Genomic DNA, 24,429 nt, shown 5'->3' with positions numbered 1-24,429 from the left:
GTTATAATCATAGATAAATAAAAAGAGGGTTGATTAAATCAACCCTCTTTTTATAAAAATGTTTAAAATATTACTCTTTGATAAACGGTAACGTTATCGAAGCAGCATCTTTTGTTATTCTAATAAAGTACATCCCATTGCTTAATAATGTTGTATTGATCGCAAGATCTTCATTAGTAGCAATAGCTCTCTTAGTAATAGACTGTCCTAACATGTTAACAATCTCATAGCTATTAGGTAAATTGTTAGGGTTCCCTAATTTGATATTTAATTGATTAGCTGACGGGTTAGGATATACGTATAAATTATTATTTAAGAAATAATCGTCAACGCTAAGAGCATTCGCACGGAAATTTAAGCTTTCTGTCCCTCCAAAATCGCCTCCAGAGGCAACCAAAGCACCAGTTACATCATTTATTCTTAATTCATAAGAACCAACCCCATATGCACAGCAAATCCCATCATTAGCAGTATCGTTTATAGTAAACGTATAGCATTCATTTGTTCCTAACGGGATAGTAAATTCAAATAATGTGCTATCATTTGTCGTTCCATTATAAGGTCCTCCTGATTGCACAACAGCTCCACTACCATCCACAAACTCCCATGTTGTTTCATTAGAATATGTATCTGTTAATAAACCAAAGTAAAGTTGCGTACCCTCTACTGACTCTGGAGCACTAGTTGCTGTATAATCAACACTTGTTATATCATTACAATTACGCTCATCTGCATTACCATTTGGAGATGCAACTGACACATTTAAAACATGATCTCCAACACTAGAAGAAATAATTGGAAGATCAATATCTTCAAATTCTCCATTCGCTAAATTACCTGTCCAAGGAATATCCGTTGAAGATCCACCATCAATATTGTATGAAATCATTGCTGATGTTAACGTAACAGTTCCAAAATTTTGGATTCTAATATTAGTTACAATGTCACTAGTGCATGGCACATTAATAAGCTCATTAATTTCTATACTTCCATCATTACTTACATCTGCTAAAGGTGTGCACTTATCTGAAGTAATCGTGTTAGGTCGATTTGGAGAATTTGTTAAGGCTGAAATAACTCTAGCCTTTTGATCATTCGTAAAAACATTCATACAAGAATCATTTGTATAATCCATGTAATTTCTAACCATATCTAAATCGCCACATGATTGGTGAGTTGTAGGGCAGCCAAAATTAGCATTATCTACAGCTGGTGTGTCAGCACACTGATCACCTCCTGCACATCCACCTTGAAAGGTGTGAAACAGAGCTAAATAATGACCCACTTCATGGGTCATTGTCCGTCCTAAGTTAAAGTTACCCGGTATACTAACCCCTGGAGCATCATTACTTCCAAAATACGTGTAATTAGAAACGACACCATCAGTATTTGCAGGACCTCCAGGAAACTGTGCATAACCCAATAAAGAACCATCTGCAAAATTTACAGACCACATGTTCATATATTGAGAAGCATCCCAGGTAGTTGCAGGTTTTAAAACTGAATCTGTATTTCCACCAGGACCAGACCAAGTTGTACTAACAGCAGACATGTTTACCCTGTCAATACCTGTAGTTACACATCCCTCTGGATCTTGTTTTGCTAAACAAAATTCAACCTCAACATCAGCTCCGTCTGGATCATTATTAAAGCCATTACTTCCCGTTATACGTCTAAAATCTTCATTAAGTACTTGAATTTGTGAAAGCACTTGAGCATCAGAAATATTAGCACCTGTTCCTATAGGTTCTCCATTGTGGATTACGTGAACGACGACAGGAATAGTAAACTGCAACGCTCTTGAGGCGCCAGATTCTAACTGTCTCTTAATTGCTTCAATTTTTGGAGCCATTTGGCGTTCAAAACTGTCGCTACCCATCATGTTTGGATTATTAATTAATAGCTGAGCATTGTATTCATCTGTAGCACAATTTCTCAGCTGCTCATTATTATTTTCTTGAGCTGTAAGGTTCAAACAAGAGAAAATTATTGCAAAGCAAATAAATTTAAAAGTAGTTTTTTTCATTTTCTGAATTTTAAAAGAGTTTAGGCTAGCAAATTAATGAAATTAATTGAAATTTGATTTTTTAGTTAAAAAAATTAAATTTAATCGCTCTGTAATTTATTCCTGACAAACAAATTCTGACTACCCAATATCTAATTCCTAATGTTTTATTATTATTATTTTAGTGTTTCTAAAATTATTAGAATACTTTTAAAGAAAAAAATATTCGTATGAAAATACAGCTACAAAAAAATTTAGGCTTACCCGCACCCATACCCATAAGTCTGAGCTCTTTTCAAGACAAAATTTGGACTAGAAGCAACAGTACAAGAGATAAAAACACACCATCAAAATTCCATCTTGAAACCTCAGATCAAACTTTTCCTTATCATCCTAATTCTTTAAATCAAAGAATTCAGCTTGATTCCGTTAGAGGGTTACGAATGCACTAATTATCGACTAAAATTCACATAAAATTTCCTACACTATGAAAAAAAAATTAAAACTAATTAACTTATTATGTTTCCTGCTTATAGCGCTTTGTCTTAATGCGCAAAACAATGAATGGCAACGATTAAATTCTACTAAACAAATAGATGGTGTCACTTTAGAAAAGTTAAATAGACACAACTATAGTGTATTTCAACTTGATATTGAAGCCTTAAAGCTAAGACTAGTTGATGCGCCTTCGCGACGTTTATCAAATGGTAAATCGAATATGATTGTTAGTTTTCCAGATATAAAAGGAAAATTTCACCAATACAGAATTGTAGAAACAATTATTTTTTCATCTAATAATAATACTGCGCAACATCCTAATATTAAAACATATTTAGGTTCTAGAACTGATAATTCTGGCACTAGAGTAAGATTTAGTGTCACACCTTTAGGTTTAAAGGCAATGATTTCGGAACCTGGAATGGAAGTCGTTTACATTCAATCAGTAACAAAAGTATCTAACGGTCACTATTTAGTTTATGATAGCGCGGCCAAGTTGAACTCATCTGATACTTTTGAGTGTTTAACTGAAGATATTGATATTTCAAAAAGAATTATAAGCAGTGAAGTCTCGCGTGACGCAAACGATCAATTATTAAGAACGTTTAGAATGGCGATGTCTGTTACTTCAGAATACACAAATTTCTGGGATGATGGAAATAATACCAATGGTAACGCACAAGCAGATGCATTAGCCCAAATGGTTTCAACTTTAAATAGAACCAATGAAGTTTTTGAAGTAGACATGGCTATAACTTTTGTTTTAGTTGATACCGCAGATGATCCAGCATTAGATTTAATTTACTCTGGTACTGACCCATATGGAGGAAATTTAAATGGTGATTTACAAAGTAATTTAACTGCTACGGTGGGAGAATCTGATTATGACATTGGACATTTACTAGCTTTTGGAGGTAACAATGGTAATGCTGGATGTATAGGATGTGTCTGCACTAATGGAAAAGGGAGTGGCTTCTCTTCTCATGGCTTTTTAGATAATGATGGAGGGCCTTACATGGCTGACTTTTTCGATATCGATTATGTGCCACATGAAATAGGTCATCAAATGGGTGCAAACCATACATTTTCTTTTAATTCTGAAGGAACAGGTGTAAATGCAGAGCCCGGAAGTGGAACAACTATTATGGGTTATGCAGGTATCACTGGGGCTAACGATGTACAAGACCATAGTGATCCTTATTTTCATTATTACAGTATAGACCAAATACTTAATAATGTAAATAGTGGTGCTAACCAATGTGCAGCTACAACTGCAATAACGAACAATCCACCTGTTGCGAATGCAGGCATTGATTTCACTATTCCAATGGGAACAGCATTCATTTTAAAAGGTGCCGCTACAGATGTCGACGGTGGAGATGCTTTAACATATACATGGGAACAAATTGACAGTGGTGTTACCACTAACGGAACCTTTGGTCCTACTAAAACTTCAGGAGCCGTATGGAGATCAAGACCTCCAAATGTATCGCCTAATAGATACATGCCAATTTTAAGTAGAGTATTAAATGGACAATTAACAGAATCTAATCCCGTTGAGACCGTAACGAATACCTCTTGGGAAACTGTTTCTACTGTTGCAAGAACTTTAAATTTTGCACTTACAATTAGAGATCGTTCAGAAGCAGGAGGTATTGGACAAACTCCGCAATCTGATTTTGATACTATGTTAGTAACTGTTGATGGCGCCTCAGGCCCTTTTACAGTGACATCACAAACATCAAATGTGACATGGGATGCTGGTTCGTCTCAAACAGTGACTTGGAATGTCGCAGGCACAGATGCAGGTGCCGTAAACACACCAACAGTAAATATATTACTATCCATTGATGGAGGTCAGACGTTTCCATTCACAATAGCGTCCGATGTTCAAAATGATGGATCAGAAAACATAACTGTCCCTCTTACTGGAGGCGATACGTCTCTAGCTAGAGTAATTGTGGAAGGGAACAACAATATTTTTTATGCTGTAAATTCAAGTAATTTTAGTATTCAAGAATCTGAGTTTGTACTTACTGTTGATACTACTGAATTAGATATTTGTCAGCCAAATGATGCTCTCTATAATTTTACATACAATACATTTTTAGGATTTAATGATACAACTACGTTCAGCATTTCAGGGCTTCCAACTGGCACAAATGCTGTCATAAACCCAATGTCTGCTAGCAATGATGGCACAACAGGAACGATTACTATAAGTGGAACAAATACTGTAGCAACAGGAAATTATCCCTTTAGTTTTGAAGGAAGTTCAGGCGGTATTACTAAATCGGTAGATCTCGTTTTGAACGTCTATAGCGACACTTTGAATTCTTCAATATTAGCATTACCGGCGAATGGAGCAATTGATGTTCCAAGTGATGGTCTGCTCACATGGAATTTAGATGACAATGCCGAAGAATACTTAGTAGAAGTATCAAATAATGCTAGTTTTGGAACCGTTGTAGAATCTGCAACAGTAGCAACAAACGCATATTCTACTGCTTCACTAGCCGCTAATACAGAATATTTCTGGAGAGTGAGTGCTTCTAATAATTGTGTTACCGCTAATCCGTCTTCCGTATTTAGTTTCACTACAGCAAACCTAACATGTGACACTTTTACTGACGATGTAGCTCAAGCGATTTCACAAAGTGGAAGCGGCAATTCTTATACTTCTATTGTCAATGTTTCAGCAGATTTCCCCATTACAGATGTTAATGTAACTTTAGATATTACACATACATGGGCAGATGATTTAGATATAACCCTAACAAGTCCCAATGGAACTATCGTTGAATTGACCTCAGATAACGGAGGAAATGGAGACAACTATACCGCTACTGTATTTGACCAAGAGTCTACAAATGGGCCTATAACAGGTGGAACAGCTCCATTTACAGGAACATTTGTACCCGAAGGAGATTTGTCTACTATTTATGGAGAAATGTCTGGTGGTGATTGGATATTAACAATTGTTGATGATGCAAATCAAGATGGAGGATCATTTAATAGTTTTATACTAGAGATCTGTGTACAGGGGACGCTATCTGTAGACAACTTGGAAACCTCTATATCTGGATTCTCGATATATCCTAACCCAAACAACGGATTATTCAATGTTAATTTAAACAGTTCTTCAAATAACACTATTTCTATAGAGGTTTTCGATGTTAGAGGAAGAAAAGTTTTCGATAAACGATATGATAGCAGTCCAACAATTAACAAGGTTATTAATCTAGAAAACGTTCAATCTGGAATTTATCTCTTACAGGTTCGAGATGGCTTAAATAAACAAACTAAAAAAATTATTATTAACTAAAATATCACCTAATGGTAAATAAAAAAGGAGGCTCTAGGAGCCTCCTTTTTTATTTACCATTAAACGTATTCATTGTGTTATTTATTCCAGCTGTGCCAAATGACTTGATGAGTTCTACAGATCTTTCTAGCCGTTCTGTAAGGGTTTTGTTTTCTTCATCTGTCCATTCTCCTAGCACATAATCGATCTGTCTTCCTGTACTAAACTCATCACTTATACCAAATCTAAACCTATTGTACTTAGCTGTCTGTAAGGTACTTTGAATATCTTTTAGACCATTGTGCCCACCATCGCTTCCTTTTGTCTTTACTCTAATATTTCCGAAGGGAAGATTTAAATCATCCGTAATGACTAACAGGTTTTCTAAAGGCACCTTTTCTTTTGTTAACCAATACTGAACAGCCTTACCACTTAAGTTCATGTATGTACTCGGTTTTAATAGAATAAAAGTCCGCCCTTTAAACTTATAGGTTGAAAGATCACCCAATTTTTGAGTTTCAAATTTGAGATCTTCTTTTTGGACTAGAGCATCTAATACTTTGAAGCCTATATTATGTCTTGTGTTTGCATATTTCTCGCCAATATTGCCTAGACCAACGATAAGAAATTTTTTCATAGGATCTGTTTCTTGCACACCCAAAGATGCGGAGTTCCAATTAAATATGTTTCGGATTAATTTCCAGATAATAGTCGTGTTTAAGTTATTGAACCCATTATAATTTTTAAGTTCCTAAGTTATAGCAATGATATGTCTTTCAAAAATAATTTCATCTCATTTTTGGTGAATAACTAAAACACAAGGAGAGTTCTTTTTCAAAAATAAAAAAGCATTCTAAATAAATAGAATGCTTTTTAATATAATAGATAAAATAAGTTCTATTCTTGAGCTTCTGCTTCTGGAGAATCGCCTCCTTCAGCTGCTGCTTCTCCTTCTTCTAATTCTTCTTCATCGCTATCATCAACAACAGCTGTTCTTGCTGTTTTAATTTGAACAACAACAGTATTATCAGCATGAAGTATTGTATAATCTTCACCTTCTAAAGCCGTAACATACATTTTACCTCCAATTTTAAGTGGTGTAATATCTGCTTCTAAGAAATCTGGTAAATTTTTAGGTAAAGCTTTTACTCTTAATTTACGTCTGTTTCTTCGAAGAATACCACCATTTAAAACACCTTTAGAAGTTCCGATGATATGCACAGGAATATCCACAGCAATTTCTTTATCTTGAAATAAACGGTAGAAATCTACATGTAGAATTCTATCTGTTACTGGGTGAAATTGAATGTCTTGTAAGACAGCGTCATAATTTTCACCGTTTTCTATGGCAATCACAACTGTATGCGCATTTGGCGTGTATACAAGTTTAGAGAAAGCCAATTCTGGTGCAGAGAAATGCACATTTTGGTCTCCTCCGTATAATACGCAAGGAACCTGACCAGCATTACGTAAAGCCTTCGTTGCCTTCTTGCCTACGCCTTCTCTTTGAGATCCATTGATTGTAATTGATTTCATTGTTTATATATTAATTTAATTATTTACTCTTTATTGGTCGTTAAGCTCGTTACTGACTTTTTTATTAATCAGCCTATAGAAACTACATTAAAAATTTAGAGCTAATAGATTTGTTATAATGCACATTATGCATTACTTCTGCAAATAAATCAGCACAGCTTAAAACTCTAATCTTTTGACTTTTTTGTTTCAGCGGAATTGAATCTGTAATAATTAATTCTTGTAATTTAGAATTCTCAATTTTATTATAAGCGTCTCCAGACAAAATAGGATGTGTACAAATAGCTCTAACACTTAGGGCGCCTTTTTCCATCATTAAATCTGCAGCTTTCGTTAAGGTTCCAGCGGTATCCACCATATCATCGACTAATACGACGTTTTTACCCGTAACATCACCAATTAATTCCATATGGGAAATCACATTAGCTTTTGCACGTTGCTTGAAACAAATAACCACATCACTTGCTAAAGCTTTAGAATAAGCATACGCACGTTTTGATCCACCCATATCTGGTGAAGCAATGGTAAGGTTATCTAAATTAAGTGATTTTAAATATGGTAAAAATATAGTTGATGCAAAAAGATGATCTACAGGTTTCTCAAAAAACCCTTGTATTTGATCTGCATGTAAATCCATTGTAATGATGCGTGTAGCTCCAGCAACTTCTAGCATTTGAGCTACTAATTTAGCTGCAATAGGAACTCTAGGTTTATCTTTACGATCTTGTCTAGCCCATCCAAAATATGGTAAAACTGCTGTAATATGTCTTGCTGATGCTCGTTTTGCGGCATCAATCATTAGCAACATTTCCATTAAATTTTTAGGTCCAGGATGTGTAGAACCAATAATAAACGTTCGTGTACCTCGTATTGATTCTTCATAAGATGGCTGAAACTCTCCATCACTGTATGTTGAAGTAATGACGTTACCCAAAGGCACACCAAAAGTTGCTGCGATTTTCTCAGCAAGTTCTTTACTTTGTCCGCATGCAAAAATTTTTGCGTCTATAACTCCGTTTGGCATTGGTAATGAATTATTTGCGATAATAAAACACGCTTTAATTTAACGAGGTGCAAATTTAAGAATTTATTTGAACTGAAAAAGCATAAAACCTACTATTTTTGATTGAAAGTAATAAATAATTTTATAATTTTGCAGTCCGAAAACGCTCAAGTGGTGGAATTGGTAGACACGTTGGATTCAAAATCCAATGTCGCAAGACGTGCGGGTTCGATTCCCGCCTTGAGTACAAGTCGAACCTTCAGCTTTTTTATTGGTTGGAGGTTTTTTCTTTTCAAAAAACGAATTTAAATTCTTGAATAATTTAATGCTTTGATTCGAGAATAGGCCAATGCATTGCACTAAAGGCTTTAACGTTAACGTTAAAGCCTTTTTTAGTTCCGTTTTAAAATGTAACTTTGAGTCAACCCAAATCCAATTACTATGATTGACAATTTTCTGTCAAATTTTCAAGATGGTGTTTACCACATCTTAAATATAAAATCCTACGACCATATTCTATTTTTAATAGTCCTTACAATCCCTTATTTATTTAAAGATTGGAAACGTGTCTTCACCCTTATCTCCGTTTTCACATTAGGCCATTGTGTATCATTAGCATTGACGACTTATAATATCATAAATGTAAATATTAAATTGATTGAGCTTTTAATTCCTATTTCCATTTTAATTATTGCTTTATTTAATGTCTTCACTGCAGGTAAAAAATCTCATGGCCCAATCATAGGCTTAGTGTTTTTTGCGACTCTCTTTTTTGGTTTAGTTCATGGCTTAGGTTTTGTTAGTACGTTCGAAACTCTAATTTCTTCTTCTGAAAATAAACTTCTTGTACTTTTAGAAATTGGCTTAGGTTTTGAAGTTGGTCAACTTTTCATTGCCTTCATGGTCATCTTTTTGAGCTTTCTTTGTCAAACTATTTTTAGGTTTTCCAAACGCGACTGGATTATGGTAATATCTTCAATTGTGGTTGGTTTTATATTACCAATACTCATTAAAAACAACCTCTTTTCGTAATAAATAGCGTTTGATATCTATACTTAGACAAAACTTTAATGTTATCAAAGTCTTAAAACGCGATGTACACTTTATATAATTATTACATTTGAACTATAATTTTAATGGTTGAGTTGATATTTCAGAAGAAAACGAACAACTCCAAACGTAGACAATGCCTGACAAAAAACAATTACGATACGACAAAGCATACTTAAGAATTGCTAAAGAATGGGGGAAACTTTCCCACTGCAAACGCAAACAAGTAGGTGCCATAATCGTAAGAGATAGAATGATCATATCAGACGGTTACAATGGGACTCCTACAGGTTTTGAAAACTATTGTGAAGATGACGAAGGCTATACAAAATGGTATGTCTTACATGCCGAGGCGAATGCCATATTAAAAGTGGCTGCATCTACGCAATCATGCCAAGGTGCCACGTTATATATTACATTATCACCTTGCAAAGAGTGCAGTAAACTCATACACCAAGCAGGTATTATTAGAGTGGTTTACCACAAGGGTTACAAAGATGATTCGGGATTACAGTTTTTAGCAAAAGCAGGCATAGAATTAGAGTTAATTGAAGATATAAAAGTATAAATGGCATTCCATAAAAAATACATCCCTCTTATTATAGGTGTTGCTGTTGCAATAGGTGTTTTTATTGGCGGAAAATTAAATTTCACAGACACTTCAGACCGCTTATTTACTTCAAACAGCAAAAAAGACAAGCTTAATAGACTTATAGATTATATTGATTACGAATATGTTGACGACATTAACACAGATAGCATCGTTGACGTCACTGTTAATGAAATCCTCGATAATCTCGATCCCCATTCTACTTATATTCCTAAAAGTGAATTAGAGCGCGTTACCAATAATATGAAAGGTGATTTTGTTGGTCTAGGTGTTAATTTTTACACCTTTAATGATACAATAACTGTGATTAGAACGATTGAAGGTGGCCCAAGTGAGAAAGCAGGAATTAAAGCTGGTGACCGTATTTTGATGGCCGATGGTGATTCTATCTTCGGAAAAGAATGGAGCAATGCAGATATTATTTCTAAATTAAAAGGAGAAAAAGGCTCTAGAGTTAGGCTTTCTATTTTTAGAAAAGGAGAAGATCACTTGTTAGAGATTAAAGTAAAGAGAGATATCGTTCCCATTAAAAGTGTAGACGCATCTTACATGCTTACTAATAATTTAGGTTATATAAAAATCAATCGTTTTGCTGAATCAACTTATAAAGAGTTTAAGCGCGCTTTAGACGATCTTCAAGATCAAGGCGCAACACAATTAGCTTTAGATTTACGCGATAATCCTGGAGGCTTTTTAGGCATTGCCGAACAAATTGTTGACGAATTTTTAGAAGAGGATAAGCTTATTTTATTTACAAAAAATAAGACGGGAAAAATAGAGAAAAGCTTTGCTACTAGACGAGGTGATTTTGAAGAGGGTGAGATTTATATTCTTATCAATGAAAACTCAGCTTCTGCAAGTGAAATAGTTGCGGGTGCATTACAAGATAATGATAAAGGTACTATTATTGGACGTCGCAGTTATGGTAAAGGTCTCGTACAACGAGAAATGTCGTTAGGTGATGGCAGCGCAGTAAGATTGACAGTTTCTAGATATTACACACCCACTGGACGCTCAATCCAAAGACCTTATGATAATGGCAAAAGCGGTGATTACTATAATGATTACTCTAAACGTTTAAGTAGTGGTGAGTTTGAAGATGCAGAGCAAATAAAAATATCAGATTCCTTGAAATTTACAACACCAAAAGGCAAAGTTGTTTATGGCGGCGGTGGAATTATCCCAGACATATTTGTGCCTTTAAACACCACAGTTCAAAACGAAACTATAAATTATCTTAAACGTCGCGAATACATTAGCAATTTTGTTTTTGAAGACTTAGATAAAGACCGAAGTATATACAATGGTGTAACAGCCGATAATTTTGTTCCAAATTTTGAAGTAAGCGATGATATTGTTATTAAGTTTCAAGACTTTGTAAACTTTAAAGAACAAACGAACATAACCTTTGTTGCTTATTATGATCAAATAAAACGTCTTATTAAATCTGAATTAGCGCAACAACTATATGGCAGTACAATTGCTGAAAAAATCCTTAATGAAACCGATGATATGATTGAGGAGGTTATTTTATTAAGTAGAGGCGATAATTACTTTGAGGTTAATTTATCTGCTAAAAAGAATAAAGACTAGTTTGCCCAGAGGTTTCAGTAAATACATATCCTAATGCAAAACATACAAGGTGTGCGCATACTCAAAGCTCTTTTTGGGTCGTTATAAGAATCAAAAACACCAATAACAATAGTTTTTATAGAGTTTCAATAGAAAAAATATGAGCTATTCGTGAGCATGCTAATACTCTCGTGACGATTAATAACAGTATTAGTTTCTGACTTTCGTCTTTACTTGTCTTTTTTATATACTACTAGACCTTATCATGTATTTTAGTATGTTTCCCGTCATTCCAAAGCGTGAGAATATCTGTAGCAACTTGAGCCCCACTGCCAGAGGCGATTGCAAATTGACTTCTCCAACCTGCTAAGGTTCCTGCGACATATAATCCATCATCTACTAAATGATCTTCATTTCTTAACCAAATACGATCTTTCTCTATTCCTGCTCTTGGATGTGGCTCTATATAGTTCTCTAATCCTTTTATCCTAAGCAAATTGGTATAACCCACTGTAATAACAACAAGTTTTGAATGGTACTTATTTTTATTGGTAGTAATAGTAAATCCTTCAGTAGACTTCAAAACAGCATTTACTTTTTCATTTTCAATTTGCTCAACATGAGGATATAAATCTTGAAGTTGTGATTTTCCAGTTTCTAAAATATCAGACCCTAAGGTACCAGGAGTCAATCCCAAAACATTATTAAATAATGCATTTTGCAAATGGCTAGACTTTTGGTGTACTGCGACAGCAATACGCTTATCTGTCGCAAAAGGTTTTGATTTTGCAGACCCCAAAACTAAGGCACAAGACATACCAGCTGCTCCTCCTCCAATTATGAATGTATCGTACATTATGCGTTACCTTTCAATTTTTGATCTACTCGCTTAGAAAACCTCAAAACTTGTAACAAAATAATAGCGCATAATGATGCGAATATTGTAATAAGAGCGACAATACTCTGACCTTCAAATAAGTTATTGAAATCTAACATACTTACATTGAAAACGATTAATCCCGCTGCAATTAGAGTTACTAAAATGGTAAAATATTTCATGAGTTCAAATTTCAAGATTAAGCCAGTTCAAAAAGCGCTTTAATATTGTGTGCAAATAACTTAACCGCAATGGCTAAAAGAATAACACCAAATACTTTACGAATAATGTTAATCCCGTTTTGACCAATCATACGCTCAATTTTACTGGATGTTTTTAAGACTATAAAGATAATGATAACATTTAAGATAACTGCAATAATGATATTCTCTATTCTATATTCTGATCGCAATGACAACAAGGTTGTTAAACTACCAGGTCCAGCAATTAAGGGGAAAGCCAATGGAAATACTGAAGCTGTCATTGTTGTACTTTCATCCTGCTTATATAATGTTATCCCTAAAATCATTTCTAACGCTATGAAAAATAGAATAAAAGCACCTGCAACTGCAAAGGAATTGACACCAACACCTAAAAATGATAATATCGTTTTACCTAAAAACAAAAAGAGCACCATAATTATACCGGCAATGACAGCTGCTTTTCCACTTTCAATGCGACCAGCCTTCTTACGTAAGTCAATTACAATAGGGATGTTACCAATAATATCTATGACCGCAAATAGAATCATAAATGCTGTAAAAATCTCTTTTATATTTAATTGAATATCCATGTTTTCAAATTTTCGGCAAAAGTAGGTCTTTATAAAACATCTGCAGCGTTAAAAACCGATAAAGTTTAAGTACTTTTGCTTTTTTTTAATTCAGCTCATAATCACATGTTTCAACTAGGAAAAACAATCGTTTCAGAAGATATTATTGAAAAAGATTTTTTGTGTAATCTATCTGCGTGCAAAGGTGCTTGCTGTATAGATGGAGATGCTGGAGCTCCCTTAGAAGCTAAAGAAGCTCAAATTCTTAAAGAAATCTATCCAAAGTTGAAACCTTTTTTGCGCCAAGAAGGAATTGATGCTATTGAAAAACAAGGCACATCTACAACGACGTCTTCTGGTGATCTAGAAACGCCATTAATCAATGGAGCAGATTGTGCTTATGTTATTTTTGATGATAAAAAAACAGCACTCTGCGGAATAGAAGAAGCCTATAATCAAGGTGAAGTCTCTTGGAAGAAACCGGTCTCTTGTCATTTATATCCTGTTCGTGTTAAGGACTATTCTGAATTTTCCGCGGTTAATTATGACAAATGGGAAATTTGTGATGATGCCTGCGCTCTTGGTAAAGAATTACAAGTCCCTATCTATAAATTTGTAAAAGAAGCACTCATTAGGAAATTTGGAGAAGACTGGTATATGGAATTAGAAAATGTTGCAGAAAAGCACCTTAAGTAATTTATTCGATTTCCAGTCATACATTATTTTAAACCACATATGCATTTGAAATATAGATAGTTAATGAATTTTGTAAATTGAATTTTCAATACTATTCATCTATAAATTTCAAAAAAATGACATTTAAAATTTTAAAAAAACTGGTTTTATCTTCCTGTTTTTACTCATCTTTCAAACTGTTTATTCACAAAAAGTATCTAAAATACATTACCCTCAACTTACGATTTTGATGACACCTATAAACTCAAGATGATACAGAAAGGAGGAGATGTAGACCTTACTTACTTTTTAAAGGAAAGTGTAAAATATTTTGGTTTTGACACAGCAGATATGACTAAAAGCACAGACACAAAAATGTTTATGGTAATGGATGGAAATCTAGGAGTAACATCTATCTTCATGGGAATGATGGGTAAAAAAGTAGTTCAAAAAACAAAGCTTAAAGCTTCAGATTTTAATAGTGATAACGATTCATTTGATTACACCTATACAAAAGTCGATTCTAAAACCATTATGGTCTATGAATGTGAAGGTTTCGTGAGTGAAAACAATAAGACAAAAATCACATTCTATATAACAGATGATATCCCTGTAAGTTTTAATCAGGTTTTTGGAGCAAATTCAAAAAGCATACCTAAAGGGGTTAATTCAGATTGGATAAAAAAATATACTGAAAATGGATTAATGATGGAAATGATTTACGTCGACAAAAAGAAGTCAAAAAATAACATGATCATGAACTGTATTGGTTTAGATAAAATAGATTTTTCAATAGACACCTCTTTATATGGTTCTATGATATCAGCTTTTGGCGGTTAAGCTGTTTATCTAACATTAGAGATCATTGGTATTTTTAAAATAACTTTGATTCCAGTAAGGTTTTGAAAATCATCATATAAATCTATAATTTCAATTTGAAAATCAATTTCATCAGAAAATCTAATATTTTCAATATTCATATATAACTTCATAGTGCCCAACTCATCTTCCAAGGAGTTTTCTTTTTCCGAAGAAACCACCAATACACCTAATAGAACTCCAAGGACTAAAATAGAGTACCAAAAGGCTTTTTATTACGCTCTAATTTAGATTTTACGATTTGATTCTCACTAGCAAGTTCTTTTATTTCTTCATTTTTAGCTTCGTTTTCGTACTGAATAATGACATCATTAACATAACGCAGATTACGGTTGTTATTCATGGTTTTTTCTACTTTAACAGACGCTGTATAGTACTTCAATGCGAGCTGATAATCTTTAGTTTTACGATACAATCCTAAAAGATGCTTATCAGCCTATACAATAGAAAGATTGAGATTATATTGCTTAGCTATCTCTAATCCTTTTTTTAGATGTTCTTCGGAAGCTATAAGCGCTTACAAATAATCAATAGCTTCATGCTATAGCGCTTTGATTGCAGACCCCATCATAAGCGGTAGTCGCCACCACTGAGAAATCTATTTTAGTTAATTTTTTAAGAAACCGAAACTCATCCATAGTAGGCGTTTGAATATCAAGAAGCAATCTGGAGTATTAACATTCAAGTATTTAATAGCGTCTTCTGGATTTGAAAACCTTGCTATAATCTCAATATCATTACTAAAATTTGTGAGTTACCATGACAGACCTTGTATCGCTTTTGGCTCATCATCTACTATTACCGCTTTGGTCATAATACCAAATATAAAACTATATCTCGTTGGAGATATGTATAGTTAGCACAATTTTATGTGTAATTTGTGAGAAAAAGTATGTTATGTTTTTAACTAATTTAGAGCCCTACCACTTATACATTTTTTCTAACCAACCACACAAATTGAAACTTTAAAGCACATTTTGTTTTTGATATTTGAACTGAAATTAATAGAAAAAAATAGAGTGATCGCAGGGATTCACCGTTCTAATTAAATGCTATTAATCACTAAAAAGTCATTGTAATACCTGACTTTTTTTAAATAGTTCTAGTTCGTTTAATTAATTATTAAAGAAGAAATAGAGTCTTTAAAAGACTCTGTATTTTTGTTTAATTACTGTTTTGTTTTTCTTATTTAAAACACCTAGCAAACATCACTTGTAACTATTGTTTTAATAAGATTATACCTACATATTATGATTAAACAAAAATATTTTAATCACTTAAAAATCAGATAGTTGTGATTATTTTTAACAAAACATATGTTTTTTTGAGAATATCACATTGTTAAAAACTTGTTGAAAAGCTTTCGTAAAAAACACCAAAATATCTCTAACATTTTTGAACCTTTGTTAGTCTCAATTCGCACCAAAATTTTTACCTATTTTTTAATTAACAAAATCCAATTAATATGTCTCAAGTTCTAGAACCAATTTTACAAGAAAATAAAGATCGCTTCGTAATTTTCCCTATCCAACACCATGATTTATGGGAGTGGTATAAGAAATCTGAAGCTAGTATTTGGACTGCCGAAGAAATTGATTTACATCAAGACATAAGCGATTGGACAAATAAATTGACAGATGACGAGCGTTATTTTATCAAACACGTACTTGCCTTTTTTGCTGCGAGTGACGGTATTGTAAACGAAAATCTTGCTGAAAACTTCGTTAATGAAGTTCAGTATAGTGAAGCTAAATTTTTCTATGGTTTCCAAATTATGATGGAAAACATACATAGTGAAACTTACTCACTTTTAATTGATACGTATGTAAAAGACGAAAAAGAAAAGGCTGGTCTTTTTAATGCTATTGAAACATTTCCTGCTATCAAAAAGAAAGCAGATTGGGCATTAAAGTGGATTGATTCTCCAAGTTTTGCTGAGCGTTTGATTGCTTTCGCAGCGGTTGAAGGTATCTTCTTTTCTGGTTCTTTTTGCTCTATATTTTGGTTAAAAAAACGTGGTCTTATGCCAGGTTTAACGTTTTCTAATGAGTTGATTTCTCGTGACGAAGGTATGCACTGTGATTTTGCTGTACACTTACACGAAAATCATTTAGTAAACAAAGTACCAAAAGAGCGTATCAAAGAAATTCTTGTTGATGCTTTAAACATTGAAAGAGAATTTATAACAGAGTCTCTTCCTGCAAGTTTAATTGGTATGAATTCTAAGTTAATGTCGCAATACCTCGAGTTTGTAACTGACGGTTTGCTTGCAGATTTAGGATGTGAAAAGGTCTACAATACAGCTAATCCTTTTGATTTCATGGATATGATTTCTTTACAAGGAAAAACTAATTTCTTCGAGAAGCGTGTTTCTGAATACCAAAAAGCCGGTGTAATGAACAAAGAAGAAGAAGGAGATAAGTATGACTTTGGTTCAGATAGTTTCGATTTCTAGAACTCATATATAAGGACAATAATATTTTTAACTGGTTGACAGTTTCGGGAATTTTAAAATTTCCGAAGTAAAAATGATAGCCCGTTTTAATTTCAATATAAAAATACCAATAATCAATCCGTTATTAATCCGTCACCTACAGATTAATGATAACTAACTAACCCTTTTTCTGAATGGTAGCCTCAGAAAGAACTAAAAAATGTGTAACGTATGTTTGTACTAAAAAGAGACGGTCGAAAAGAGCCGATAATGTTTGACAAAATTACAGCGAGAGTTCGTAAATTATGTTATGGACTTAATGAACTTGTTGACCCTATAAAAGTAGCCATGCGTGTTATTGATGGTTTATACGATGGTGTAACCACGAGTGAATTAGACAACTTAGCTGCTGAGCAAGCTGCAACAATGACGACTGCTCATCCAGATTACGCACGTTTAGCTGCGCGTATTTCTGTGTCTAACTTGCATAAAAACACAAAAAAGACCTTTAGTGAGGTCATGACAGATTTATACACATACGTCAACCCAAGAAATGGTAAAAAAGCACCACTTTTAAGTGACGAGGTTTATAAAGTAATCATAGATAATAAAGATAAATTAGATTCTTCTATTATCTATAACCGTGATTTTGGTTATGATTACTTTGGCTTTAAAACCTTAGAGCGTTCATACCTTTTAAAATTGAACGGTCAAATTGCTGAGCGACCACAACACATGTTAATGAGAGTATCTATTGGTATTCACCTTAATGATTTAGACTCTGCCCTTGAGACGTATGAGCTCATGTCTAAAAAATTCTTTACACACGCTACACCTACTCTTTTTAACTCTGGCACACCAAAACCTCAAATGTCATCTTGTTTTCTTTTAACGATGAAAGATGATAGTATTGATGGTATTTACGATACACTAAAACAAACTGCTAAAATTTCTCAATCTGCTGGAGGCATAGGATTATCTATTCATAATGTTAGAGCAACAGGAAGTTACATCGCGGGAACTAACGGAACAAGTAATGGTATTGTACCAATGCTTAAAGTATTTAATGATACGGCACGTTATGTAGATCAAGGAGGCGGAAAACGTAAAGGAAGTTTTGCTATGTATATAGAGCCTTGGCATGCAGACATTATGAATTTTTTAGATCTTAGGAAAAATCATGGTGCTGAAGAAATGCGTGCTCGCGATTTATTCTACGCCATGTGGATGCCAGATTTATTCATGAAACGTGTACAAGAAGATGGACCATGGACATTAATGTGTCCTAATGAATGTCCTGGATTATGTGATGTGCACTCTGAAGAATTTGAAGCACTTTATGCAAAATATGAAACGGAAGGAAAAGGTCGCAAAACTATAAAAGCACGTGAACTTTGGGAAAAAATATTAGAATCTCAAATTGAAACGGGCACACCTTACATGTTGTATAAAGATGCGGCAAACCGTAAGTCTAATCAGAAAAATTTAGGAACAATACGTTCGTCTAACCTATGTACAGAAATCATGGAGTATACCTCTCCAGACGAGGTTGCTGTTTGTAATTTAGCGTCTATTGCCTTGCCTATGTTTATAAAGAATGGTGAGTTTGATCACAAGGAATTATTTAGAATTACAAAGCGCGTTACTAAGAACTTAAACCGAGTTATTGATCGCAATTATTATCCTGTAATTGAAGCTGAATATTCTAATTTAAAACACAGACCAATTGGTTTAGGAGTTCAAGGTTTGGCAGATACGTTTATTAAACTGCGTATGCCTTTTACTAGCGACGACGCTAAAACCTTGAATCAAGAAATTTTTGAAACGCTCTACTATGCTGCAGTGACTGCAAGTATGGAAGAAGCGAAAGCTGACGGTCCATATGAGTCTTATGAAGGTTCTCCAATAAGCAAAGGTCAATTTCAACACAACTTATGGAACATAAAAGAAGACACCTTGAGTGGTCGTTGGGATTGGGATAAATTAAGAAAAGAAGTTGCTAAACATGGTGTTCGTAACTCATTATTAGTGGCGCCTATGCCTACTGCATCAACATCGCAAATTCTTGGTAACAATGAATGCTTTGAGCCTTACACGTCTAACATTTATACGCGTCGTGTTTTGTCTGGTGAGTTTATTGTTGTGAATAAGCATTTATTAGAAGATTTAGTAGAACTTGGTTTATGGAACGAAGAACTTAAAAATGAAATCATGCGTGCTAATGGATCTATACAAGGTGTAGATAATATTCCTCAAGATATTAAGGAGTTATACAAAACTGTTTGGGAACTAAGTATGAAAGATATTATAGACATGTCTCGTCAAAGAGGCTACTTTATAGATCAGTCACAATCCTTAAACTTGTTCCTAGAAGGTGCTACAATGGCGAAGTTGACGTCAATGCATTTCTATGCCTGGAAGAGCGGATTAAAAACAGGAATGTACTACTTACGTACTAAGAGTGCAGTTGATGCTAAGAAGATCACAGTGACTAGAGAAGTGAAAGCTGAGCCTATTGCAGAACCTGTAGTTGCTGCTGTAGAAGTTGATATTGTTGAACAAAAGCAACAAAAAGCAGCAGATACTGCTGCTAAATTTGCAAATAAAATTGCGAAAAAAGTTGACACAGAACCCATGAGTGCAGAAGAAATGAAAGCATTAATTACGCAAGCAAAAGAAGCCGAAGGTGATGATTGCTTGATGTGTGGGTCCTAACAAACATTTTATTATTTAAGAAAAAGCATTTCGGTAATTATATATCGAGATGCTTTTTTTATGTTTGAGTATTCCAAACTATTCTCTAACCATGAACCTAGACACATTTGAAATCACCGAAGATTTATTGGCTAGTAAAGGACAACGCTTTCTTCATCATATTATAGATTCAATTCCGCAATATGGATTTATGTATACTTTATCTTGTGGCTTTTTCTACTTGGGAGAGTTCACTGGTAATTACCAGCTAAATGATTACTGGAATAATATGTCTGAAATAGAAGACTTAATTATAAGTTACCTATTCATGTTTATGTATTACTTCTTAATGGAAAAATACACCTCCAAAACACTAGGAAAATATACAACAAATACCATGGTAATATCTATTGATGGCAGAGAACCAACAACAAAACAATTAGTTCAAAGAAGCTTTAGTCGATGGATTCCCTTTGATGCGCTTTCTTTTTTAGGCACAAATGGAAGAGGGTGGCATGACTCTATTGCAAATTGTTATGTTGTAAAAGCAGATAAATTTAATGAGAAAAAGAACGCCATAATTGAATTAGAACAAATAGGACAAATAGGCGAAGCTTATTGATCATTTAAAACATCTGTACCTAAATACTCGTCGTCTCTATTAAAATACCAAGCTCTGTTTTTAGGCATTTTAATACCCTTTATAGTTTCTGTTTCGGTTAGAAGTATATATTCTCCAGTGTTAGGTTTTAACGTCCCTTTGTCATCTGTTTTAAAAAATTGATAGATTTCCATAGCATAGGTATTTGAATCAAAATAAAAACACCAAATATCACTTCCTATAGTGTCCTCATAGCTAATACGTAATACTAGATATTCTTTTCCTTTAAAAGTTTTACGCTCGACCCCTTCATGTACTATGGTGCCTTCATCATTCAATTTCATTGGTAATCCGTAGAGATACGTATAATAATTTTTATACATATTGGCTCTATCACAATTCAAATTATATGTTTTAATACTCTTTTCGGAAATATCTTCTGAGCCATTTAATTTGACAGTGCATTCTGATTTTTCTAGGGTATATTCTGTAGTTACTGTATCTCGTTTGGCTTGGATATAAAAATATTCCAAAGGTAAATTAATGATAATTTTACTCTGACGACTGGGTTTGTTTGGAGTTTCCATAGTGATAAACAACTCCCCATTAAACGTTGTCCAATTATGATCTGGATCGTGATAATTAATCGCTTTTATCAACAGTTCTTTTCCTGTTAATTCTTGAGCAGGTAGTAACCTACCAGCAAATACTGTGACGATAAACAAGAAAAAATATTTCATTCTATAAAATATATTACAACAAGTTAACCTATTTGAGGTTAGACTAAGAGTATTATATTTGAGATTCCTTAACCAGAACCAAACTATGACCCAAATTAAATATACAGTCACGACAGATGTCTTAGCAACCAAAGGCATTAGATTCGCAAATTTCATAATCGATTATATAGTGCAAATCACCCTTGGAGCTGCCATAGGCATCGTTATTGGATTGGCATCAGAACTAACAGGAAGCTACGGACTTTATGATCTAGTCATAGAGACAGAAGGTCGATTATCTAACTATATTTTTGGAGCAGTCATTCTGATTGTATACTATCTCACCATTGAAACACTTACGGCACGCTCTTTAGGAAAGTATATTACAAATACAAAGGTTGTTCTCTACGATGGCTCAAAACCAACATTTAATGAAATTTTAGTGCGCACGCTATGCCGCATTATTCCTTTCGAACAGTTTTCATTTCTGGGTGATGTAGGCAAAGGTTGGCATGATTCTGTCTCAAAAACCTACGTTGTAGATATCGCGAAATTTGAAGCCCAAAAAGCCACATTTGAAGGTTTAAATGAAATCGGAAGAATTGGTGAATAAAACTGGGTAACGCTAAAAAAAAGACCATCTAATAGATGGTCTTTTTTTTACTCTTCTTCTTCAGGGCCTAATCCTGGAAGTCTAGCAGGTTCTATCTTACTATCATGGGCATCATGATACTCTTCTAAAAGACTCATAGTTGCTTTTAATAAATCTTTAGTTTCTAGTAATAAACTAAAATAGAGTGTCGTATTCTTTGGACTAGATTCATCTGTTCGTGTACGCTCAACTTGCTTATGTATTTTTTCAGTTACCATACTCATAATATCGCCCTTCCCTTTAAGAACAATACCAATATCTTCAAATGAATTGTTATCAAATGCTGCCTTAATGTTCGCAAACATAATCTCCATCGCCTCATCAATCTCTTTAAGTTCTTTAATTTGACTAAACTTTAATTTCTTATGGTTATTATTAATATGCTTATAACTCACATTAGATATATAGTCTAAAGACTGAGCCATATCCTGTAAATATCCTAAAATATTGATATAGAAATTACTTGCAGATATACTTGGTTCTTCAAGATTTTTAATAAAGTAAAAAATATTATCTCGTAAATCATCAATTTCTGACGACAGCTTATTAATATTTTTCTTATTCTTTTTAAGAAGTTTTAGATTTTGAGTTGCTAAACCATTAATAGCGCTCGTGTAAATTTTATTTCCGCGTTTTACAACATTAGAAATATTACTTGCACTTTCAACGATAACACCTTGGGTAGAACTGCTTTCTGCTTTTTGAAGTGTATCCACTTCTTTTTGTTCTTTAGAACTTTTACGATGACTTAAGTAATTCTTTATTAATAGTACAGCAGCCAACACTAAAAGACCAGTAAGCGCGTAGCCTCTTCCATAGAATAAAACAAGAGCCATAATTGCAGCTGCTGCAAAAGCACTAAATGCTGTAAAAAACCATCCTCCAATCACATTCAAAACCCCAGCGACTCTATATACTGCACTTTCACTTCCCCATGCTCTATCTGCCAAAGAGGTTCCCATTGCCACCATAAATGTCACATAAGTGGTAGATAATGGTAGTTTCATAGAGGTTGCTATAGATATCAACACACTTGCAACCATCAAATTAACAGCCGCTCTAACTAAATCAAACGCAGGTAAATCTTCATTTTTAGACCCAACTACAATCGGTTTCTCAAACTGGCTTTCTATGTAATCTTTAGACTTTTTTGGTAGTAATTGATTAAAGCCTTCCGAAGCAAGCATACTCACACGCACAATACCTCTTGATAAAAAATTAGGTTCAAAACGCTCTTTTACGTTGTCTTGTCTTGATAAATCAACAGATGTTTTAACGACTGCTTTAGCTTTACTTGAAAACCATAAAGTCATTACCATTATAAGACCTGCAATGAGTAATAAATAAGGTTGTGTTTGTACAGCTTCTGCTAAACTTGTCATACGAAATTCTGTAGCTAATTGCCCACTAGCAACCCAGTCTGTAAATGCATTATACGCTGCAATTGGCACACCAATAAAATTAACCAAATCATTGCCAGCAAAGGCCACAGCCAAAGCAAAGGTCCCTATAACAATGATAATCGTATAAATATTATTTTTGGTGAATCTTATGATCACGAACGAAAGCAGTGTAAATAGCACAAAACTAACTCCTATAAGCTCCAAAGGACTAGTAGCCACAAACTCCTTAATCTCTGCACTCATAAATGAGGCATTCTTCACTCCTTTTATTAAAATAAAATATAAAATTGAAGTCACAGCGAATCCGCTAAAGAGTGCGCCATACCAAGAAGGTTTCTCCTGAAATTTGAAACTTAGAAGTAATCGCGATACAAATTGAATTAGCGCTCCCACAGTAAATGCCACGACTACAGATAATAATATTCCTAAAATAATCTCTATGGCTTTTTCGTTATTTATGTATTGACCTAAATCTAAAAGGCTTTGATTATCGTCAGCGTATATTTTTAAAATAGCAATACACACTGAAGCTCCAAGAAGTTCAAATACAATTGAAACTGTTGTTGATGTTGGCAGTCCTAAGGTGTTAAAAAAGTCTAGCAGTAAAATATCTGTAATCATCACAGCCATGAAAATGATCATGATCTCATCAAACATAAATTCACCTGGGTTAAATATACCTTTCCTGGCGACTTCCATCATACCACTTGAGGACATGGCTCCAAGAGCAACACCTAAACTAGCAACTATGATAATGGTTTTGAAAGAGACTGCTTTAGAACCTATTGCAGAATTTAGAAAATTAACAGCGTCATTACTAACACCAACTACAAGATCTGCGACTGCTAAAAACGCAAGTGCAACAAGCATGTAGATATATAGGTTATCCATAGAGGAATTTAAAACAGTTAGTCGCTACAAATTTGATATTTTAATTCGAACTCAATGTTACCTAAATGTTATGTTCTATTTAATTATTATGAAACAACGCGCATTTAAACCATATAAAGTCCTTGTTTAACAGTAACAAATCTAAAAATTTCAACCCAGCAGCCACATTGCAATGCAATCAAAATCAGCTTTTTACGGTTTATATGTTAATTTAATGTTACCTAAATGTTTTTTATATGTAAATTTTACTCTAT

Annotated in this window: 22 protein-coding genes and 1 tRNA gene; 12 read left to right on the top strand and 11 right to left on the bottom strand. The window is 33.9% G+C overall.

The features are described 5' to 3' along the window. Nucleotides 1–70: 70 nt before the first annotated feature. Nucleotides 71–2,026 (bottom strand): M43 family zinc metalloprotease, encoded by a 1,956-nt coding sequence (locus tag ACJAZK_RS00375; RefSeq protein WP_415222051.1) that lies wholly within the window; start codon nt 2,024–2,026, stop codon nt 71–73. A 466-nt stretch (nt 2,027–2,492) separates the two neighbouring features. On the opposite strand from ACJAZK_RS00375, the gene ACJAZK_RS00370 reads away from it, so the two are divergent. Continuing rightward, the gene (locus ACJAZK_RS00370) at nt 2,493–5,828 is read left to right on the top strand and encodes a reprolysin-like metallopeptidase (protein WP_415222050.1); all 3,336 of its coding nucleotides are present in this window, start codon (nt 2,493–2,495) and stop codon (nt 5,826–5,828) included. A gap of 49 nt (nt 5,829–5,877) precedes the next feature. On the opposite strand, the gene pth is transcribed toward ACJAZK_RS00370, so the two are convergent. From pth to ACJAZK_RS00355, 3 genes are all read right to left on the bottom strand, one after another. Next, nucleotides 5,878–6,444 (bottom strand): aminoacyl-tRNA hydrolase, encoded by a 567-nt coding sequence (pth, locus tag ACJAZK_RS00365; protein WP_415222049.1) that lies wholly within the window; start codon nt 6,442–6,444, stop codon nt 5,878–5,880. Between the two features lie 260 nt (nt 6,445–6,704). After that, nucleotides 6,705–7,343: a 50S ribosomal protein L25/general stress protein Ctc gene (locus ACJAZK_RS00360; RefSeq protein WP_415222048.1), complete on the bottom strand. Its 639-nt coding sequence runs from the start codon at nt 7,341–7,343 to the stop codon at nt 6,705–6,707. An 82-nt stretch (nt 7,344–7,425) separates the two neighbouring features. Further along, nucleotides 7,426–8,367: a ribose-phosphate pyrophosphokinase gene (locus tag ACJAZK_RS00355; RefSeq protein WP_415222047.1), complete on the bottom strand. Its 942-nt coding sequence runs from the start codon at nt 8,365–8,367 to the stop codon at nt 7,426–7,428. A 144-nt stretch (nt 8,368–8,511) separates the two neighbouring features. Here ACJAZK_RS00355 and ACJAZK_RS00350 point away from each other — a divergent pair. The 4 genes from ACJAZK_RS00350 to ACJAZK_RS00335 all read left to right on the top strand — a co-directional run bounded on the left by ACJAZK_RS00350 (nt 8,512) and on the right by ACJAZK_RS00335 (nt 11,599). Then, a tRNA-Leu gene (locus tag ACJAZK_RS00350) sits at nt 8,512–8,593 on the top strand. A gap of 194 nt (nt 8,594–8,787) precedes the next feature. Continuing rightward, the gene (locus tag ACJAZK_RS00345; protein ID WP_415222046.1) at nt 8,788–9,378 is read left to right on the top strand and encodes a HupE/UreJ family protein; all 591 of its coding nucleotides are present in this window, start codon (nt 8,788–8,790) and stop codon (nt 9,376–9,378) included. Between the two features lie 154 nt (nt 9,379–9,532). Further along, nucleotides 9,533–9,964 (top strand): deoxycytidylate deaminase, encoded by a 432-nt coding sequence (locus tag ACJAZK_RS00340; protein WP_415222045.1) that lies wholly within the window; start codon nt 9,533–9,535, stop codon nt 9,962–9,964. Then, the gene (locus ACJAZK_RS00335) at nt 9,965–11,599 is read left to right on the top strand and encodes a S41 family peptidase (protein WP_415222044.1); all 1,635 of its coding nucleotides are present in this window, start codon (nt 9,965–9,967) and stop codon (nt 11,597–11,599) included. A gap of 232 nt (nt 11,600–11,831) precedes the next feature. Here ACJAZK_RS00335 and ACJAZK_RS00330 read toward each other — a convergent pair whose 3' ends face one another. From ACJAZK_RS00330 to ACJAZK_RS00320, 3 genes are read right to left on the bottom strand one after another with little or no spacing between them, the layout of a single operon-like run. Further along, nucleotides 11,832–12,434 carry an NAD(P)/FAD-dependent oxidoreductase gene (locus ACJAZK_RS00330; protein ID WP_415222043.1) on the bottom strand — a complete coding sequence of 201 codons (603 nt, stop codon included), beginning with the start codon at nt 12,432–12,434 and terminating at the stop codon, nt 11,832–11,834. Beyond that, a complete protein-coding gene (locus tag ACJAZK_RS00325; RefSeq protein WP_415222042.1) occupies nt 12,434–12,637 on the bottom strand; it encodes a hypothetical protein in 204 nt (67 codons plus the stop codon). The genes ACJAZK_RS00330 and ACJAZK_RS00325 overlap by 1 nt, the downstream gene beginning before the upstream one ends. Nucleotides 12,638–12,654: 17 nt before the next feature. Then, a complete protein-coding gene (locus tag ACJAZK_RS00320; protein WP_028872338.1) occupies nt 12,655–13,242 on the bottom strand; it encodes a MarC family protein in 588 nt (195 codons plus the stop codon). A 111-nt stretch (nt 13,243–13,353) separates the two neighbouring features. Between ACJAZK_RS00320 and ACJAZK_RS00315 the strand changes: the two genes are divergently transcribed. Both ACJAZK_RS00315 and ACJAZK_RS00310 read left to right on the top strand, forming a co-directional pair. After that, the gene (locus ACJAZK_RS00315; RefSeq protein ID WP_415222041.1) at nt 13,354–13,923 is read left to right on the top strand and encodes a DUF3109 family protein; all 570 of its coding nucleotides are present in this window, start codon (nt 13,354–13,356) and stop codon (nt 13,921–13,923) included. Nucleotides 13,924–14,172: 249 nt separating this feature from the next. Continuing rightward, nucleotides 14,173–14,742, top strand: a complete 570-nt coding sequence (locus tag ACJAZK_RS00310; RefSeq protein WP_415222040.1) for a DUF4412 domain-containing protein — start codon at nt 14,173–14,175, stop codon at nt 14,740–14,742. A 5-nt stretch (nt 14,743–14,747) separates the two neighbouring features. Here ACJAZK_RS00310 and ACJAZK_RS00305 read toward each other — a convergent pair whose 3' ends face one another. Then, nucleotides 14,748–14,915 carry a hypothetical protein gene (locus tag ACJAZK_RS00305; RefSeq protein WP_415222039.1) on the bottom strand — a complete coding sequence of 56 codons (168 nt, stop codon included), beginning with the start codon at nt 14,913–14,915 and terminating at the stop codon, nt 14,748–14,750. Between the two features lie 53 nt (nt 14,916–14,968). Then, a complete protein-coding gene (locus ACJAZK_RS00300; protein ID WP_415222038.1) occupies nt 14,969–15,163 on the bottom strand; it encodes a hypothetical protein in 195 nt (64 codons plus the stop codon). A 265-nt stretch (nt 15,164–15,428) separates the two neighbouring features. Between ACJAZK_RS00300 and ACJAZK_RS00295 the strand changes: the two genes are divergently transcribed. The 4 genes from ACJAZK_RS00295 (at nt 15,429) to ACJAZK_RS00280 (ending at nt 20,531) form a co-directional block, all read left to right on the top strand. Beyond that, entirely contained in the window at nt 15,429–15,641 is a 213-nt protein-coding gene (locus ACJAZK_RS00295; protein ID WP_415222037.1) for a hypothetical protein, read from the top strand. 605 nt (nt 15,642–16,246) lie between these two features. After that, nucleotides 16,247–17,236 (top strand): ribonucleotide-diphosphate reductase subunit beta, encoded by a 990-nt coding sequence (locus ACJAZK_RS00290; protein ID WP_415222036.1) that lies wholly within the window; start codon nt 16,247–16,249, stop codon nt 17,234–17,236. A gap of 210 nt (nt 17,237–17,446) precedes the next feature. Next, entirely contained in the window at nt 17,447–19,930 is a 2,484-nt protein-coding gene (locus ACJAZK_RS00285) for a ribonucleoside-diphosphate reductase subunit alpha (RefSeq protein ID WP_415222035.1), read from the top strand. 91 nt (nt 19,931–20,021) lie between these two features. After that, nucleotides 20,022–20,531 (top strand): RDD family protein, encoded by a 510-nt coding sequence (locus ACJAZK_RS00280; protein ID WP_415222034.1) that lies wholly within the window; start codon nt 20,022–20,024, stop codon nt 20,529–20,531. Here the strand turns inward: ACJAZK_RS00280 and ACJAZK_RS00275 are convergent. Continuing rightward, nucleotides 20,525–21,250, bottom strand: a complete 726-nt coding sequence (locus ACJAZK_RS00275) for a DUF6503 family protein (protein WP_415222033.1) — start codon at nt 21,248–21,250, stop codon at nt 20,525–20,527. The genes ACJAZK_RS00280 and ACJAZK_RS00275 overlap by 7 nt on opposite strands. Before the next feature lie 85 nt (nt 21,251–21,335). Between ACJAZK_RS00275 and ACJAZK_RS00270 the strand changes: the two genes are divergently transcribed. Next, on the top strand, nt 21,336–21,842 hold the full coding sequence (locus tag ACJAZK_RS00270; protein ID WP_415222032.1) for an RDD family protein: 507 nt from the start codon (nt 21,336–21,338) through the stop codon (nt 21,840–21,842). 47 nt (nt 21,843–21,889) lie between these two features. Here the strand turns inward: ACJAZK_RS00270 and ACJAZK_RS00265 are convergent, their stop codons facing one another. Beyond that, a complete protein-coding gene (locus ACJAZK_RS00265) occupies nt 21,890–24,175 on the bottom strand; it encodes an inorganic phosphate transporter (RefSeq protein WP_415222031.1) in 2,286 nt (761 codons plus the stop codon). Nucleotides 24,176–24,429 lie beyond the last annotated feature (254 nt).

Source organism: Psychroserpens sp. (assembly GCF_047633235.1).
Lineage (GTDB): Bacteria > Bacteroidota > Bacteroidia > Flavobacteriales > Flavobacteriaceae > Psychroserpens.
The sequence above is the reverse complement of the archived record's forward strand: the minus strand, read 5'-3'. Positions and strand labels throughout refer to the sequence as shown.

Excerpts from the sequence above, each read along its gene's own strand:
- ACJAZK_RS00310 (WP_415222040.1), top strand. The coding sequence starts at position 14,173 with ATGATACAGAAAGGAGGAGATGTAGACCTTACTTACTTTTTAAAGGAA.
- pth (WP_415222049.1), bottom strand. The coding sequence starts at position 6,444 with ATGAAAAAATTTCTTATCGTTGGTCTAGGCAATATTGGCGAGAAATAT.
- ACJAZK_RS00290 (WP_415222036.1), top strand. The coding sequence starts at position 16,247 with ATGTCTCAAGTTCTAGAACCAATTTTACAAGAAAATAAAGATCGCTTC.
- ACJAZK_RS00375 (WP_415222051.1), bottom strand. The coding sequence starts at position 2,026 with ATGAAAAAAACTACTTTTAAATTTATTTGCTTTGCAATAATTTTCTCT.
- ACJAZK_RS00325 (WP_415222042.1), bottom strand. The coding sequence starts at position 12,637 with ATGAAATATTTTACCATTTTAGTAACTCTAATTGCAGCGGGATTAATC.
- ACJAZK_RS00335 (WP_415222044.1), top strand. The coding sequence starts at position 9,965 with ATGGCATTCCATAAAAAATACATCCCTCTTATTATAGGTGTTGCTGTT.
- ACJAZK_RS00360 (WP_415222048.1), bottom strand. The coding sequence starts at position 7,343 with ATGAAATCAATTACAATCAATGGATCTCAAAGAGAAGGCGTAGGCAAG.
- ACJAZK_RS00275 (WP_415222033.1), bottom strand. The coding sequence starts at position 21,250 with ATGAAATATTTTTTCTTGTTTATCGTCACAGTATTTGCTGGTAGGTTA.
- ACJAZK_RS00285 (WP_415222035.1), top strand. The coding sequence starts at position 17,447 with ATGTTTGTACTAAAAAGAGACGGTCGAAAAGAGCCGATAATGTTTGAC.
- ACJAZK_RS00370 (WP_415222050.1), top strand. The coding sequence starts at position 2,493 with ATGAAAAAAAAATTAAAACTAATTAACTTATTATGTTTCCTGCTTATA.
- ACJAZK_RS00265 (WP_415222031.1), bottom strand. The coding sequence starts at position 24,175 with ATGGATAACCTATATATCTACATGCTTGTTGCACTTGCGTTTTTAGCA.
- ACJAZK_RS00355 (WP_415222047.1), bottom strand. The coding sequence starts at position 8,367 with ATGCCAAACGGAGTTATAGACGCAAAAATTTTTGCATGCGGACAAAGT.
- ACJAZK_RS00340 (WP_415222045.1), top strand. The coding sequence starts at position 9,533 with ATGCCTGACAAAAAACAATTACGATACGACAAAGCATACTTAAGAATT.
- ACJAZK_RS00315 (WP_415222041.1), top strand. The coding sequence starts at position 13,354 with ATGTTTCAACTAGGAAAAACAATCGTTTCAGAAGATATTATTGAAAAA.
- ACJAZK_RS00330 (WP_415222043.1), bottom strand. The coding sequence starts at position 12,434 with ATGTACGATACATTCATAATTGGAGGAGGAGCAGCTGGTATGTCTTGT.
- ACJAZK_RS00280 (WP_415222034.1), top strand. The coding sequence starts at position 20,022 with ATGAACCTAGACACATTTGAAATCACCGAAGATTTATTGGCTAGTAAA.
- ACJAZK_RS00270 (WP_415222032.1), top strand. The coding sequence starts at position 21,336 with ATGACCCAAATTAAATATACAGTCACGACAGATGTCTTAGCAACCAAA.
- ACJAZK_RS00345 (WP_415222046.1), top strand. The coding sequence starts at position 8,788 with ATGATTGACAATTTTCTGTCAAATTTTCAAGATGGTGTTTACCACATC.